This window comes from Rhizobium sp. NZLR1b (assembly GCF_019685155.1).
Taxonomy (GTDB): domain Bacteria; phylum Pseudomonadota; class Alphaproteobacteria; order Rhizobiales; family Rhizobiaceae; genus Rhizobium.
Map to the genome: position 1 here is coordinate 68438 of NZ_JABDWC010000010.1, position 14511 is coordinate 82948.

General features: G+C 60.9%; 15 protein-coding genes. 11 read left to right on the top strand and 4 right to left on the bottom strand.

Annotated elements, in window-relative coordinates:
* Positions 1–45 precede the first annotated feature (45 nt).
* Entirely contained in the window at positions 46–792 is a 747-nt protein-coding gene (locus HJB84_RS16480) for a YebC/PmpR family DNA-binding transcriptional regulator (protein ID WP_207581675.1), read from the top strand.
* Between the two features lie 111 nt (positions 793–903).
* Here HJB84_RS16480 and HJB84_RS16485 read toward each other — a convergent pair whose 3' ends face one another.
* Positions 904–1905: an LLM class flavin-dependent oxidoreductase gene (locus HJB84_RS16485; RefSeq protein WP_221116437.1), complete on the bottom strand. Its 1002-nt coding sequence runs from the start codon at positions 1903–1905 to the stop codon at positions 904–906.
* 126 nt (positions 1906–2031) lie between these two features.
* Positions 2032–4347 (bottom strand): methyl-accepting chemotaxis protein, encoded by a 2316-nt coding sequence (locus tag HJB84_RS16490; protein ID WP_221116387.1) that lies wholly within the window; start codon positions 4345–4347, stop codon positions 2032–2034.
* 244 nt (positions 4348–4591) lie between these two features.
* On the opposite strand from HJB84_RS16490, the gene ruvC reads away from it, so the two are divergent.
* The 10 genes from ruvC (at position 4592) to HJB84_RS16540 (ending at position 10383) form a co-directional block, all read left to right on the top strand.
* On the top strand, positions 4592–5101 hold the full coding sequence (gene ruvC, locus HJB84_RS16495) for a crossover junction endodeoxyribonuclease RuvC (protein ID WP_209881823.1): 510 nt from the start codon (positions 4592–4594) through the stop codon (positions 5099–5101).
* A 57-nt stretch (positions 5102–5158) separates the two neighbouring features.
* The gene (locus HJB84_RS16500; RefSeq protein ID WP_221116388.1) at positions 5159–5410 is read left to right on the top strand and encodes an AbrB/MazE/SpoVT family DNA-binding domain-containing protein; all 252 of its coding nucleotides are present in this window, start codon (positions 5159–5161) and stop codon (positions 5408–5410) included.
* The gene (locus HJB84_RS16505) at positions 5410–5823 is read left to right on the top strand and encodes a type II toxin-antitoxin system VapC family toxin (RefSeq protein WP_207581679.1); all 414 of its coding nucleotides are present in this window, start codon (positions 5410–5412) and stop codon (positions 5821–5823) included. Before HJB84_RS16500 ends, HJB84_RS16505 begins: the two co-directional genes overlap by 1 nt.
* 13 nt (positions 5824–5836) lie before the next feature.
* Positions 5837–6451 (top strand): Holliday junction branch migration protein RuvA, encoded by a 615-nt coding sequence (ruvA, locus tag HJB84_RS16510; RefSeq protein ID WP_221116389.1) that lies wholly within the window; start codon positions 5837–5839, stop codon positions 6449–6451.
* Positions 6452–6525: 74 nt separating this feature from the next.
* Positions 6526–6810, top strand: a complete 285-nt coding sequence (locus HJB84_RS16515) for an AbrB/MazE/SpoVT family DNA-binding domain-containing protein (protein WP_221116390.1) — start codon at positions 6526–6528, stop codon at positions 6808–6810.
* A complete protein-coding gene (locus tag HJB84_RS16520; protein ID WP_221116391.1) occupies positions 6807–7211 on the top strand; it encodes a PIN domain-containing protein in 405 nt (134 codons plus the stop codon). Before HJB84_RS16515 ends, HJB84_RS16520 begins: the two co-directional genes overlap by 4 nt.
* Positions 7208–8248 carry a Holliday junction branch migration DNA helicase RuvB gene (ruvB, locus tag HJB84_RS16525; protein WP_130678301.1) on the top strand — a complete coding sequence of 347 codons (1041 nt, stop codon included), beginning with the start codon at positions 7208–7210 and terminating at the stop codon, positions 8246–8248. Before HJB84_RS16520 ends, ruvB begins: the two co-directional genes overlap by 4 nt.
* Positions 8249–9151, top strand: a complete 903-nt coding sequence (locus HJB84_RS16530) for a metallophosphoesterase (RefSeq protein WP_221116393.1) — start codon at positions 8249–8251, stop codon at positions 9149–9151.
* 6 nt (positions 9152–9157) lie between these two features.
* Positions 9158–9664 carry an NUDIX hydrolase gene (locus HJB84_RS16535; protein WP_221116394.1) on the top strand — a complete coding sequence of 169 codons (507 nt, stop codon included), beginning with the start codon at positions 9158–9160 and terminating at the stop codon, positions 9662–9664.
* 155 nt (positions 9665–9819) lie between these two features.
* Positions 9820–10383, top strand: a complete 564-nt coding sequence (locus HJB84_RS16540) for a DinB family protein (RefSeq protein ID WP_221116395.1) — start codon at positions 9820–9822, stop codon at positions 10381–10383.
* On the opposite strand, the gene HJB84_RS16545 is transcribed toward HJB84_RS16540, so the two are convergent.
* The gene (locus HJB84_RS16545; protein ID WP_207581686.1) at positions 10380–11762 is read right to left on the bottom strand and encodes a virulence factor family protein; all 1383 of its coding nucleotides are present in this window, start codon (positions 11760–11762) and stop codon (positions 10380–10382) included. The two genes, HJB84_RS16540 and HJB84_RS16545, sit on opposite strands and share 4 nt — an antisense overlap.
* Positions 11759–14362 (bottom strand): bifunctional lysylphosphatidylglycerol flippase/synthetase MprF, encoded by a 2604-nt coding sequence (gene mprF, locus HJB84_RS16550; protein WP_207581687.1) that lies wholly within the window; start codon positions 14360–14362, stop codon positions 11759–11761. Before mprF ends, HJB84_RS16545 begins: the two co-directional genes overlap by 4 nt.
* Between the last annotated feature and the right edge of the window lie 149 nt (positions 14363–14511).

Here is a 14511-nt window from a genome sequence, read left to right on the forward strand (position 1 = left end):
TATAAGGCGGCCCATTCCGAACAATATGACGTGGACAGGGGTGCCATGGCTGGCCATTCACAGTTTAAAAACATCATGCACCGCAAGGGCCGTCAGGATTCCGTGCGGTCAAAAATGTTCTCCAAGCTTGCGCGCGAAATCACCGTTGCCGCCAAGGCCGGCCTGCCCGACCCGACGATGAACGCCCGCCTTCGCCTGGCGATCCAGAACGCTAAGGCCCAGTCCATGCCGAAGGACAATATCGACCGCGCCATCAAGAAGGCAGCTGGCGCCGACGGCGAAAACTACGATGAAGTCCGTTATGAGGGTTATGGCCCCGGCGGCACGGCGATCATCGTCGAAGCTCTGACCGACAACCGCAACCGCACCGCCTCCAACGTCCGTTCGATCTTCACCAAGGCTGGCGGAGCGCTTGGCGAAACCGGTTCCGTTTCCTTCTCCTTCGACCATGTCGGCGAAATCACCTACAAGCTGTCCGTCGGCGATGCCGACAAGGTGATGGAAGCCGCGATCGAAGCCGGCGCCGACGATGTCGAGACCGACGAAGACGGCCACTACATCACCTGCGGATTCGAAGCTCTCGGAGAGGTGGCAAAAGCGCTGGAAGCGAGCCTGGGCGACGCCGAGACTGTCAAAGCCGTCTGGCGCGCCCAGAACAACGTGCCGGTGGACGAAGAAAAGGCCCAGTCGCTGATGAAGCTCATCGACAGCCTAGAAGACGATGACGACGTGCAGAACGTCTACTCAAACTTCGAGGTCTCGGAAGAAGTGCTGGCGAAACTCTCGGCCTGAATTTCCTCAGAACGATCATCAATGGAAAACCCGGCCGCGATGCCGGGTTTCTGCTGCCGATGGACGGTCAGCGCTCGCGATGTTCCGCCCTCGAGGCGCAGCTTGGCAAGCCTACGCGGCCGCCCGCATGAAATTTCCCAAGCCCGCAAACAGTTCCACCGACGTCAACCGCGCTTCGATGTCGTGGATCGGCATCGAGATGATCACCTCGTCGGCCTGCGTTTCCTTGAGAAACTCCGTCAGTTTCGCCTCCGCCGTCGTCGGCGATCCGACCACGGCGTAACGCAGCGTGTGTTCGACGTTCATCTTCTCCATCGGCGACCAGAAATTTTCCATATCGGCCAACGGGCGCGGGAACGGGCCGCGGACATTGCGGCGCAGGTTGACGAACTGCTGCTCGGCGGAGGTGAAATGGTACCGCGCCTCTTCGTCGGTCGCAGCCACCGCGCCCATCACGCCGACCATCACATAAGGTTTGTCGAGCGTCGACGAGGGCTGGAAGCGGTCCCGGTAGATCGCGATCGCATCAAGCAGCATGTCGGGCGCAAAATGCGAAGCGAAGGCATAGGGAAGTCCTAGCATGGAAGCAAGCTGGGCACTGTAGAGGCTGGAGCCCAGCAGCCAGATCGGGATATGCGATGAATTGCCGGGAACCGCAAGGATCGTCTGGTTTTCGACTGGCGTATCGAGGAGTTGCTGCAGTTCCACCACGTCGTTCGGGAAACTGTTCGCACCGGCCTCGAGATTGCGCCGCAGCGCCTGTGCCGTGCGCATGTCCGTTCCCGGCGCGCGCCCGAGGCCGAGATCGATGCGGCCGGGGAAGAGCGCCTCGAGCGTGCCGAACTGCTCGGCAATGACGAGCGGCGAATGATTGGGCAGCATGATGCCGCCGGAGCCGATACGGATGCGCGTTGTTGCGGCGCCGACATGGCCGATGACGACGGCAGTGGCGGCGCTGGCGATCCCCGGCATGCCGTGATGCTCGGCGAGCCAAAAGCGCTTGTAGCCGAATTGCTCGGCCTTCCCGGCCATCCGCGCCGAGCTCTCGAGAGACTGGCGGATGCTGCTGCCTTCGGCAACGGGGGAAAGGTCGAGTATGGAGAAGGGAACCATGGGAAACCTACCGGGCAGTTGAACGATGCCGTCTATGTAGGTTGCCGCCCCAGCCATTCCAAACCATGCACCCAAACAAAAGGGCCGCGCGAGCGCGACCCAGTGTCAGCTCTCAGAAGCCACGGTTTACCGGTGACGGCGCAGCACATGCACTTCGGCGCTTGGGTGGTGGTTTCCGTGCGGCAGCGTGAAATTACCGAGCTGGCGATCCATTTCCAGGGCTTCCGTTGCCAGCCTGTGGATCGCCGCCGTCGTCTCCTCGACCATCGACGCGTTCTGCTGCGTCATCGCGTCGAGTTCGGCGACGGCACTGTTGATCTCGCGTAACGTATTGGCTTCCTCGCGGGTCGCACCCATGATCTCATTGATTTGTCCGTTGATCGCCTCGACATGGGCGCCGATGCCGGTCAACGCAACGCCAGCCTTTTCCACAAGCGCCACGCCGCTTTCGACTTCATATGTCGATTTCTGCAGCAGGCTGGAGATTTCCTTTGCCGCACTCGATGAGCGCTGTGCCAGCTCGCGCACTTCCATGGCGACGACGGCGAAGCCCTTGCCCGATTCACCGGCACGCGCCGCCTCGACGCCAGCATTGAGCGCCAAGAGGTTGGTCTGGAAAGCGATGTCGTCGATGACCGAGATGATCGTGTTGATCTGACGCGAAGACGTCTGGATTGCCTCCATCGCTGCAATCGTCTCGCGCATGATCTGGCCGGAGCCAGTCGTCTCCTTCTTGGCGTCGCGGGCGATGCGCTCGGCCTGTTCGGCTCGCTCGATCTGCCGGCGGACGGACTGGGTGATGGCGCTGATCGCATTCGCCGTCTCGGTGATCGAGCCGGCCTGACGCTCGGTGCGCCCTGCAAGCTCGTCGGCGCCGGTGCGCATCTCCTCTGAGCCGGCACGCACCGCCATCGAGTTGCCGCCGATAGCCGTCATTGTTTCACTCAGCGTCGCCAGCGCCTCGTTGAAATTGACGCGCAGGCTTTCAAGCTCATTCGGGAAACGGGTATCGATCTGGTAGGCGAGATCGCCAGTCGCCAGATGATGCAGACCCTCATCGATCGCTTCGACGACGTGCTGCAGGCTCTTCGCCTCGGCTTCGCGCTCAGCCAGGTTCTGCTGGCGGTCGTGATCGGCCTTCAGGCGCGTTTCTTCGCTGGCGGCTTCGAGTTCGCGGCTTTCGATCAGCGACTGGCGGAAGCGGGCGAGCGCATTCGCCATCGTGCCGATCTCGTCCTTGCGGTTCTGGCTGCCGATCTCGCTGTCGAGCTTGCCGTCGGCAACATCACGGGTGACGCCGGCAAGCCGCGCAAGCGGCGAAAACAGGAAATTGGTGACGAGGCCGGTCGCGACCGCCATGACGACGAGCACGCCGATGCCGATCATCGTCAGCAGCGTGGCGATCTCGATCGAGCCGGCATTAAGCTCGCTCAAAAGCACGCTCTCGACAACGAGGAAGCGGTCGCCACGATAGTCGATACCGCCGACATAGGCGCGGGCCGCGCCGTCCGCCCGGCTGAAGTCGGCCACCGTCATCGCCGAACTGGCAAGCGCGTTCTTGATGAAGGTGAAAGGAGCCGCATCGAGCGTCGCAAGCTTGCCGCTCGCGTCGAGACCGACGGCGGAGCCATCGCTGGAGACGATCGCTGCCTGCGCCGTGCTGCCCTGGACGATGCCCTTGCCAAGGATACCGGTGACGATGTCGTCGCGCACCTTGAAGAGGATGATGCCCTTGGCCGCACCGAGTTTGATGATCGGTACGGCATAGAAGATCGCCGATTTGCCGCTGGCGGTATCGACGCGAAGACCGGAAAAACCCGTCGGCGCGGCGTCATCGGTCGCCTTGGCGGTATTCTCGATCGCCTTGGCGAAGGCGATACCGGCGCCGGTGGTCTTCCACGCGTCCGACTTGAGGTTCTCGGCGAAATCGTCTTGCTTCTTGTAGGAATAGAGGACCGTGCCGTCGAGGTCGGCAATCAGCAGATCGCTGAAGGCGGTACCCTCGAGATCGCGGGCAACTTCGCCCTGCGTCTTCTCGTGGTTCGAATAATAAAAGCCGCTCGGTCCTTCCGGCTTCATCAGCTTCTCCCGCTGGTCGGCCGGGTTGGGATTGCCCGCAATGAAAACCCTCTTCAATTCGGCGCGGGCATCGCCCGAGGTCTTCTCGATCGTCTTCCAGCCGCTCTTCAGGCTGGTGATCGACATCTGCAACGATTCGATGCGCGCGATGGAATTTGCCTGGTTTTCAAGCTGCGTCAGCTGGTCCTGCAGCATGTCGCCGCGAAAGATCAGTACGCTCTCCTTAGCCTTCAGCGCTTGCTCGTCGGAGATCCGGCTGCTGGCGAAATAGGCAAGCACGTCGATCACGGCGATCGATAGCACGGTCAGCAGAATGAATGTGGCAATGACCTTGAAGGACAGGGACTGAAATCTCTGAGCCATGTACGACGAACCCCTTCTGACACGCCTGCCGGCGTGGGCACGCAGCGCATGCCTGATCGACCGATCTTTAAACAGAACATCGGGGGGCTTATCTCCTTGCGACACGAGACCCCCCTTCGTATTTGACACTAGAATTCAAGCATCTGTTTTAATTCGCGGTAAATGGAGCGGCTTAAATCCGAGAATGTTTTTGTTTTGTTCACATATCGATGGCAGTTATTTCGCAGTCGCTATAGGTTGAACCATGCAAAATACGATTCGCATCGTCGGCATCGATCCCGGGCTTCGCCGCACCGGCTGGGGAATCATCGACACGCTTGGCAATTCCCTGCGGTTTGTGGCCTCCGGAACCGTGACCTCCGATGGAGACATGGACCTCGCCTCTCGCCTCTGCCAGTTGCACGATGGCCTGGCGGAGGTCGTCCATAGCTACACGCCGGATGAAGCTGCCGTCGAACAGACCTTCGTCAACAAGGATGCTGTGGCGACCCTGAAACTTGGCCAGGCCCGCGGCATCGCCATGCTGGTGCCGGCCCGCGCCGGACTGCAGGTCTCCGAATATGCTCCGAATGCCGTGAAGAAGGCGGTCATCGGCGTCGGCCATGGCGAAAAGCGCCAGATCCATATGATGTTGAAAATCCTGATGCCGAAAGTTGAATTCAAGGGCGATGACGCGGCCGACGCCCTGGCGATCGCCATCTGCCATGCCCACAATCGCGGCAGCAACCGGATGCGGCAGGCACTGGCCGGCTAGTTTGTTCTTGACTTGTTCCGATGGTAAGGATAATTCTTACTTTGAAGGAGCAACAAGATGCGCGTCACGTCCAAAGGCCAGGTCACCATCCCTCGCGATCTCAGGGAGCTTGCCGGCATCGAGGCCAACAGCGAGGTCATCTTCTCGATCGAGAACGGCAAGCTGGTTGTCTCGCCGAAAAATGGCAGGCAGGAGATCGAGGATAGAGGTCGGCTCGACCGGTTCCTGCAGACGATCCGTCGTCTCGAAGGAACCGGTGATCAGAAGATCGATGCCGAAGACCTCATGTCGATGACCCGTGATCGCTGATGGCGACGCTTGTCGATACAAACATCCTCGTCGACCTGGCCGTGGTCAGTTCGGACTGGCATGGGTGGTCGCGTCGGAAATTGCTCGACGTCTTCAGAGATGGGCCAGTGCTCATAAATCCGATTATCTATTCCGAATTTTCCGTTCGCTACGACGATATGGATGAAGTTGAGCAACTGCTTCCGCAGGATGAATTCCGCCGCGAGAACCTGCCTTGGCCGGCTGTATTTGCCGCTGCTCAAGCTTTCCGGCTTTACCGTCGTGCCGGCGGAGGACGCGAACGGATATTGCCCGACTTCCTCATCGGCGCCCATGCGACGATCAGGGGTTACAAAATTTTGACCCGCGATCCCGGCGGATACCGGTCTTACTTTCCCTCCGTGGAACTTATCACACCCGAAACGCACCCTTGAAAGACCGCGACCCATGATCGGCAAGCTGAAAGGCACCATAGACGAGATCGGCGAAGACTATGTACTCGTCGATGTGCACGGCGTCTGCTACGTCGCCCATTGCTCCGCCCGCACCCTCTCCAAGCTTGGCTCGGCCGGCGAGGCCTGCATGCTGTTCATCGAGACCTATGTGCGCGAGGATCAATTGAAGCTCTTCGGCTTCATGACGGCGCTGGAGCGGGAATGGTTCAATTTGCTCCAGAGTGTCCAGGGCGTCGGCGCCAAGGTGGCGCTTGCCGTACTCTCGACCCTGACGCCGGGCGAACTCGCCAATGCAATAGCTCTGCAGGACCGCACCGCCGTCTCCCGCGCGCCGGGGGTCGGCCCGAAAGTGGCGATGCGCCTCGTCACCGAACTCAAGAACCGGGCGCCGGCCTTTGCCGGGGAAGGGATCAATATTGCCCTCAAGCAGGAACTCGGCGAAGGTGTCGCGGCCGCACCAGTTACCGATGCGGTTTCCGCACTGACGAACCTCGGCTATTCCCGCGACCAGGCGGCAAATGCCATTGCCGCGGCGATGAAGGTGGCGGGCGACGGCGCCGACAGCGCAAAGTTGATTAGGTTGGGATTGAAAGAATTGGCGCGATAAAGTAGGATAAACTGTCACTTTTCTGCCAGTTTGCAAGCATTCCAACTGCCGCACAAAAATGGGATTTCCGAACGATGTGGGGAGAATTTACGCTTTCGCCCAAAGGTCAGATCACGCTCCCCAAAGACTTGCGGGATGCTCTCGGCCTTCGACCTGGCGATCAACTGGTTTTCTCCGTCATCGACGGAGAAGTCGTGATGACACCGAAATCGATCAACTTCAACGACCTTGCAGGCCTTCTCGGAGCGCCTCCGAATGGTCGTGGCTCGCTGGAGGAGATCGACGTGGCCGTCACCGATGCTGCGGGCAGCGACGTGGTCGATGAAGCCAGACGATCGAAATCGGATATCGCAGCATGATCGCCTATGGCGTAGATACCAACGTCCTGCTGAGACTCATCGTCGACGATGATCCGGAGCAAAGGGCGGCTGCACTGAAATTCGGCGGGGGTATCGGCAGGGATTATCGTGGATTTCTCTCCCTGCTGAACCTTTTGGAACTGGATTGGGCATTGCGCGCGCGGTTCGGCTTCAAGAAAAAGGACGTCGTCGATGCAATCGGCAAATTGACACGCGTCAGAGGTTTGGACATCGAAAACCAAACCCTCGTTATCATGGTGCTAAGAGCCGTGGAAACGCGCAATGCCGATTTTGCCGATGCCTTGATTGGTTATCGCGCCGCGGCTGAGGGATGCCAGGCGACTAAGACATTTGACCGGCACGCATTCAAGACCGTGCCAGGCATGGAGCTTCTTTCATGAGCGAACCCGCCCGCCTGATATCGCCGGAAAAGCGGGGCGAAGATCTCGATATCACCCTGCGCCCGCAATCGCTGGACGAATTCACCGGCCAGGCCGAAGCGCGCGCCAATCTGAAAGTTTTCATCGAGGCGGCGAAGAACCGCGGCGAGGCGCTGGACCATGTGCTCTTCGTCGGCCCGCCCGGCCTCGGCAAGACGACGCTGGCGCAGATCATGGCGAAGGAGCTCGGCGTCAATTTCCGCTCGACATCCGGTCCAGTGATCGCCAAGGCCGGCGATCTCGCGGCCCTGCTTACCAATCTCGAGGAGCGCGACGTGCTCTTCATCGACGAGATCCATCGCCTCAATCCCGCCGTCGAGGAAATCCTCTATCCGGCCATGGAAGACTTCCAGCTCGACCTTATCATCGGCGAAGGCCCTGCCGCTCGTTCGGTGAAAATTGATCTCTCGAAATTCACCCTGGTGGCGGCCACCACCCGCCTCGGCCTGTTGACGACGCCGTTGCGCGACCGCTTTGGCATTCCGGTGCGCCTGAGCTTCTACACCGTCGAGGAGCTGGAACTGATCGTGCGCCGCGGCGCCCGGCTGATGAACCTGCCGATTACCGAGGAAGGCGCCCGCGAAATTGCAAGACGCGCCCGCGGCACGCCGCGCATCGCCGGCCGGCTGCTGCGGCGTGTGCGCGACTTCGCCGAGGTGGCAAGGGCCGAATCCGTCACCCGCGAGATTGCCGACGAGGCGTTGACCCGCCTGCTGGTCGACAATGTCGGCTTCGACCAGCTCGACAAACGCTATCTCAACATGATCGCCGTCAATTTCGGCGGCGGCCCGGTCGGCATCGAGACCATCGCCGCCGGGCTTTCCGAGCCGCGCGACGCGATCGAAGACATCATCGAGCCCTACATGATCCAGCAGGGTTTCATTCAGCGCACGCCGCGCGGCCGTGTTCTGACCGCAATCGCGTGGAAACATCTGGGAATGCAACCGCCCAAGGATATGGAGGCTGCGCAGTTCCGGCTGTTCCAGGAGGACAACTGAGTGATCACCCGCCGCGGATTCTTCAAGGTTCTTGGCGGCGGTGTCGCAGGCGTCATGTCCCTCGGCGGTTACGCCTTTGCCTATGAACCGTTGGCAAGGCTCGCCATCACCCGCTACCGGCTGACCCCGCCCGGATGGACGCCAGGGCTCAAGCTCCGCATCGTCGCGCTCGCCGATCTTCATGCCTGCGAACCGTGGATGTCGGCAAGCCGCATCACCGCGATCTGCCACAGAGCCAATGAACTCGAAGGCGATGTCACCGTTCTCCTCGGCGATTATGCTGCCGGCATGAACATGGTGACGCAATATGTGCATTCGAGCCAATGGTCGAAGGCGCTCGCCACCTTGCGGGCCCCTCTCGGCGTCCATGCGATCATGGGCAACCACGATTGGTGGGAAGACAGGTCGGCCCAGAAAAACGGCGGCATGGAAACGTTCGGGCACCGGGCGCTTGCCGACGTCGGAATCCCGGTCTACGGCAACCGCGCCGTTCGGGTCGAAAAGGATGGCCGCGGCTTCTGGCTGGCAGGCCTCGAAGATCAGCTGGCGCTGCTGCCCGGCAAAAAGTGGGGCCGCACCCATATGCTCGGCCTCGACGATCTCGATGGAACGATGGCTCAGGTGACCGACGATGCACCCGTCATCCTGCTCGCCCATGAGCCCGATATCTTTCCGCGGGTGCCCGAGCGCGTCTCGCTGACGCTATCGGGCCACACACATGGCGGACAGATCCGTTTCCTCGGCCGTTCGCCGATCGTCCCCTCGCGTTACGGCAATCGTTACGCATATGGCCATATGGTCGAGGAGGGTCGTAATATCATCGTGTCCGGCGGCCTCGGCTGCTCCATCGCACCGGTGCGCTTCGGCGTCCCGCCGGAAATTGTCGTGATCGATCTCGGATAGAATAGCATGACCAAGCGCACTCTCATCCGCCTGAATGCGGGCGCCGAGCGATTCAATTATCGCATCGCCGGTCTCGGCTTCCGCGATGGCCACGTGCTCGTCCATCGCGCCGTGCATGAACCCTTCTGGACCTTTCCGGGCGGCAGGGCGGAAATCGGCGAGACCTCGGAAGAAACGCTGAAACGCGAGATGGTGGAGGAGCTGGGCGTCGAAGTCTCAATTTCCCGCCTGCTCTGGATCGTCGAGAACTTCTTCCGCTACGAACACCGCAACTGGCATGAACTCGGCTTCTATTACCTGATGGACATCCCGCCGGAATTCCCGTTTCAGCCACACCAAATCATTCATCGCGTCGAAGACGGCAACAATCATCTCGAATTCAAATGGGTGGCGGCAACGCGCACGGCCCTGACAGCGCTCGACATTCCGCCCTATTTCATCGCCAATGAAATCGAGAACCTGCCCCTAGCACCCCGTCATCTCGTCTGGCGCGACGGCAACCTCGATGACTGAGACTGAGGCAACCGTTCCAGAGCGTGATGCAGAAAAGTGTGAGCGGTTTTCTTATCACATCACGCTCTAACTCTTTAATGCAGAACAGGATCATTTTAGGCCGACCGGGCCTATAACCATCCTGTTCTAGAAGCACTTGAAGAGGAAAGCTGCCGATGCCGACCTTCGATCCCGTCAGGGCATTCCGCAAACTTGGCTATAACAACGCCCTTGCCAACCACCGTCTGCTTCAGACCTGCGCGGCACTGAAGCCCGGCGAATTCGAAGCGCCGCGCACAAGCTTCTTCCCCTCGATCAAGGAAACCTTGAACCACAATATCACGGTCGACTGGTTCTATGTCGACGGACTGGAAGGCGGCACGCTCGGCTACCAGGCCTTCGAGGTCGATGAACCCTTCGATGACGTTTCATCGTTCACCGAAGCGCAGGCCAAGGTTGATCAGCGCCTCACCGCACTTTGCGAGGCTCTGACGCCGGAGAGGCTCACCTCGACCATCAGCCTCCATCGCAGCGCCCGCATCCAGGAAGAGCGGATGGAAGACGTGCTCGCTCACCTCTTCCAGCACCAGACGCATCATCGCGGCCAGGTGCATGCGATGCTCTCCGGCACCAGCGTTGCTCCGCCACAGCTCGACGAATTCATCGTCGCCGACGATGCGCGGTTTCGCGGCGAGGAACTCGCCGAACTTGGCTGGAGCGAAGCGAAGCTGATGCGTTAATCCTGCAGGCGTCTTTTCAGACCGTCGATGATCGTCTTGGTAAGAAGGTCGTAATTCTCGTCGAAATGGTGGTCGCCGGGCAGTTCGATGACCTCGGCGCCGCTATCCTTCAATGCCGGACAGGCGACATCGTCATCGTCGTCCTTGCCGTAGATGCATTGCACGAGCTTTGGATCGACGTTCTTCAGATCGCTGACGGGATCGCCTCCGGCACCATCCGTTTTCTGGCCAAGCCAGCCGAGAACGGAGATGACGTAGTCGACCTGGTGCGAGAGCGACAGCAGCGATAATTGCGCCACCGCCGATTTTTCAGCTGGCTTGAGAAGCTGGTAGGTCGCCGGCACGACATCGGCGCCGAAGGAATATCCGACGAGCAGCACATGCTTCACCTTCCACTGCTTGCGGTAGAAATCGATGATCTTCGAAAGATCGGCGGCGGTCTCATCCGGCTTGCGTTCCGACCAGAAATAGTGAAGCGAATCGACGCCGACGACCGGAATGCCTTCCTTCTGCAGCGTGCCGCCGACCTCCTTGTCGATGTCGCGCCAGCCGCCGTCGCCCGAATAGATCACCGCCATCGTATCGAGGGCGGGGGTCGCCTCAAGGACCGCAAGCGGCAGGCCGAGCGGATTACCGAAGGCGCCGGAAGCGGTGACGAGATCGTCGAGCGTATCGGCAAACACCGTCTGCGCATCGTCGGTGGAATCGCGGATCTCGATCGCGGCATGGACCCTCTTCAGCGCTTCGGCATGCGCCTTGCCATCCTTGGCGGCATTGGGCGTGAAGACGGTGACGATCGGATCCGGCAGGGCACCGTCGCTGAGGCCATACATGATACGCTGGCCGACGACCTTCTTGGAAGCCGGCGTGCAAAGCTCTTTGGCAAGCGGAATGCCGGCGACCGGATCGACGGCAAGTGTCTGGCCGATCGTCGCATCCGGTGTCTGCGCGGCAATCGCCAGCGCTAAGGCCCCGCCCTCGCCGATGCCGGCGACGATCGGCAGGTGATAGGCATTGTTGCCGGTCGCGCGCTGGACCTGCTGGCTCAGAGATTCGATGTCCGAAACCATGTAGACGCAGCCATCGTTGAGGCTGACGTCATATTGGCTGAGCGCCTGGATATAGGAGGGAAAGTCGACGCCGATGACGACGGCGCCTTCGGCGACCAGCCTGTCGGCCTCCGCCTTCTCATAGTCGCCCCAACCGGCGGCATCCGAGATCAGCATCACCGTGCCCTTTACCTCCCCTTCCGGAAGGAAGATGTGCGGTGACGGGATGAGCCCGGTTTCAAAGCTCTGCGTGGTCTCCTCGGCGGCGTCAGCTGGTGCGGCCGCGAGCATGCAGGCGCATGCTGCGGCAAGAAGGAATGTCCTGATCATTTTCTCACTACCCCTTTCAATCCGCCCCCGATCAGAAATGTCGCGTCCATCAACGCGATCATCGGATTGCCCCCTCCAGAGACCGCAAGATAGCGCGGTTGCCAGTGCGGATGAAACTTTGATTTGAATGCCCGAAGGCCTTTGAAGTTGTAGAAGCGCTCGCCATGTTCGAAGACGGTGCTGCCGATGCGGTCCCAGACAGGCGCCGCCTCGCGTTTCGACATGCCCGAAAGGGGCGCCATGCCAAGATTGAAGTGGGTGAAACCCTCGCCGCGCAGATATTCCATGATCTGCACGAAGAGAAAGTCCATCGAGCCCTTCGGCGCATCCGGCGAGAAGCGCATGAGATCGATCGTGCCTTCCTGCCTGGATTCGGTCACGAGGATATTGGCGAAAGCGACGATCATGCCGTCCTTTTTCAGGATGCCGACCGGTTGGGAGGAGACGTAGTCAGGATCGAAGGCGCCGAGCGAAAAGCCCTTTTCCTTGGCGTTGTGATGCTCGAGCCAGGCCGTGGAAACGGCGGAGAGGTCATCGATGACCGAGGGCACATCCTCAGGGACGACGACGGCAAATTCCAGCCCGTCGCGCTGGGCACGACTTGCCGTCTGGCGAAGGTTCGCCCATTTGCCGCCCTTCATCTCGAAGGCCCTCAGATCGGTCACTGCCAGTTCGCCGAGCTTGAAGGCGCGAAGGCCGGCATCGGCGCAAGGAGAAAGCAGCGACGGCGAAATCTGATAGAACACGGCCCGGCAGCCGGCGGCGCGCGCCGCTTCGACGAAACGCCAGACGAGCTCCTGCACGGCGCGATGTTCGCCGACCGGGTCGAACAGCGCGATCCAGGACCGGCCCTGCCGACCATACATGATGAAGGCGTCACCCTTTTCCGAGAACATGATGCTCTTGTCGCCCATGCGCACCAGATTGGCGTCGGCATTGCCCTGCTTGGCGACAATCTCGACGGCACGCTCTAGCGCCTCCTCCGTCGCCGGTTCCGGCCGGAAGGTCGCCGGCCGAAGCAGGCTGAAGACGGCGATCGCCGACGAGATGATGGTGATGCCGAGAACAGCGCGCAGTCCGCGCGGCGCTTCGGCAGTGAATTCGAACTGCCACCAGAGCTGGTTGCTGTATTCGACATCGCGATAGACGAAGAGCAGAATGACGACGGCGCCGACGACAATGACGGCAATCGCCATCAGCCAGGACGCCGTCAGCGCCTGGTTGAGCAGCGAGGCATGGCGGGTAAAAAGCCGCCGGCTGACGAAGAGCCCGAAGATGAGGAAGGCGAGAAACGCGGCTTCGACCAGCGCGATCGCCTTCAGCAGCGACAAGGTCAGTGCGGCAAGGGCGGAGAACACCGCGACCCACCAGGCGCCGTCGAGCCGCTGGCCGAGGCCGCGCGCCGCAACGACGAGCGCAAGCCCCAGCAGGCTGGAAAGGAAATGCGCCCCTTCCACCATCGGCAGCGGCAGATAGTTGGAGAGGAATTCGAGGTTCTGGTCCGGTGTCGGCGTGACGCTCGAAAAGATCAGCATGACGCCGAGCAGCAGGGCGAGAGCCGACAGCAGCTGCGGCATCAGCCTTCCGCCGATGCGCCGCACGCTGGAAGCGGCCGGATGATCGACGAAACGGCGTAGCTCCGTCGCCGACACCGCGAGCACGGCGATCAGCAGCGGCAGCACATGGTACACCAGCCGGTAAAGTACCAGCGATCCGAGCACGGCATCGATGTTCACGGCGCTGCCGAGTGACGCGATAATCACGGTCTCGAACACGCCGAGCCCGGCCGGAACGTGGCTGAGCACCCCGAGACCGACCGCGATCGCATAGACGGCAAGGAAGACCGGCCAGCCGATTGCCGTCTGCGGCAGCAGCACGTAGAGCACCGACGCCGAAGCGGCGATATCGAAGGCGGTGACGAGGAACTGCCGCGACCAGGTGCGCGAATCCGGCAGGCGGATTGCCACGGGACCGAGGTCGAGCACGCGCCCGTCACGGCCGATGATCATCACTGCGCCCAGAATGGCGACGATCGAACCGGCGGCCAACCGCAACAGGAAGGGGCTGACGCCGATGAGCGGACCGATCTCATCGGCGATGATGATGAGGGCGATCGCCCCGACCCCCGCAAGCCCGAGACCGAAGGAGAGTGTGACGAAGGCGATGATGCGGCCGATATCTTCGGGCGAAAGCCCCAGGCGCGTATAGGCGCGATAGCGGATCGCGCCGCCGGAAAGCGCGCCGAAGCCCGCGGTATTGCCGACGGCATAGGCACTGAACGCCGTCAGCGCCACATGCGGGAAAGGCAGCTTTTTGCCGATATATTCTATCGCGTTGAGATCGTAGAAGATCAGCGAGAGGAAGCTTAGGGCCGTGAAGAACAACGCAAGCAGGATAGCGCTCGGTCTGGTCGCCGCCAGCGCATCGACAACGTCGTCATAGCGCACCTCGTTGGTGAGCTGCATGATCGCATAACCGACGAGGCAGAAGACCACGAGTGTCGCCGCTGCCGTCAGCGGCGTTCTGTAACGCCTGAACAATCCGCGAAAAGAAAATCCGTCCGCGTCTTCCATCTCTTTCAAATTGTCGTGACCCGACATCTCTTATCCTGCTGCAATTGCCAGCTCGGCGGGAATCATTTTTGAAAGACGTAACATGACAGGCATATAAGCTCCATGAAGCCGTGCCGCCGCTACCCCAGCCCCGCCGCCTTGGCCTCCATCACCCTCAATTGGGGCGAATTTGCGCA

Excerpts from the sequence above, each read along its gene's own strand:
- HJB84_RS16480 (WP_207581675.1), top strand. The coding sequence starts at position 46 with ATGGCTGGCCATTCACAGTTTAAAAACATCATGCACCGCAAGGGCCGT.
- HJB84_RS16485 (WP_221116437.1), bottom strand. The coding sequence starts at position 1,905 with ATGGTTCCCTTCTCCATACTCGACCTTTCCCCCGTTGCCGAAGGCAGC.
- HJB84_RS16490 (WP_221116387.1), bottom strand. The coding sequence starts at position 4,347 with ATGGCTCAGAGATTTCAGTCCCTGTCCTTCAAGGTCATTGCCACATTC.
- ruvC (WP_209881823.1), top strand. The coding sequence starts at position 4,592 with ATGCAAAATACGATTCGCATCGTCGGCATCGATCCCGGGCTTCGCCGC.
- HJB84_RS16500 (WP_221116388.1), top strand. The coding sequence starts at position 5,159 with ATGCGCGTCACGTCCAAAGGCCAGGTCACCATCCCTCGCGATCTCAGG.
- HJB84_RS16505 (WP_207581679.1), top strand. The coding sequence starts at position 5,410 with ATGGCGACGCTTGTCGATACAAACATCCTCGTCGACCTGGCCGTGGTC.
- ruvA (WP_221116389.1), top strand. The coding sequence starts at position 5,837 with ATGATCGGCAAGCTGAAAGGCACCATAGACGAGATCGGCGAAGACTAT.
- HJB84_RS16515 (WP_221116390.1), top strand. The coding sequence starts at position 6,526 with ATGTGGGGAGAATTTACGCTTTCGCCCAAAGGTCAGATCACGCTCCCC.
- HJB84_RS16520 (WP_221116391.1), top strand. The coding sequence starts at position 6,807 with ATGATCGCCTATGGCGTAGATACCAACGTCCTGCTGAGACTCATCGTC.
- ruvB (WP_130678301.1), top strand. The coding sequence starts at position 7,208 with ATGAGCGAACCCGCCCGCCTGATATCGCCGGAAAAGCGGGGCGAAGAT.
- HJB84_RS16535 (WP_221116394.1), top strand. The coding sequence starts at position 9,158 with ATGACCAAGCGCACTCTCATCCGCCTGAATGCGGGCGCCGAGCGATTC.
- HJB84_RS16540 (WP_221116395.1), top strand. The coding sequence starts at position 9,820 with ATGCCGACCTTCGATCCCGTCAGGGCATTCCGCAAACTTGGCTATAAC.
- HJB84_RS16545 (WP_207581686.1), bottom strand. The coding sequence starts at position 11,762 with ATGATCAGGACATTCCTTCTTGCCGCAGCATGCGCCTGCATGCTCGCG.
- mprF (WP_207581687.1), bottom strand. The coding sequence starts at position 14,362 with ATGTCGGGTCACGACAATTTGAAAGAGATGGAAGACGCGGACGGATTT.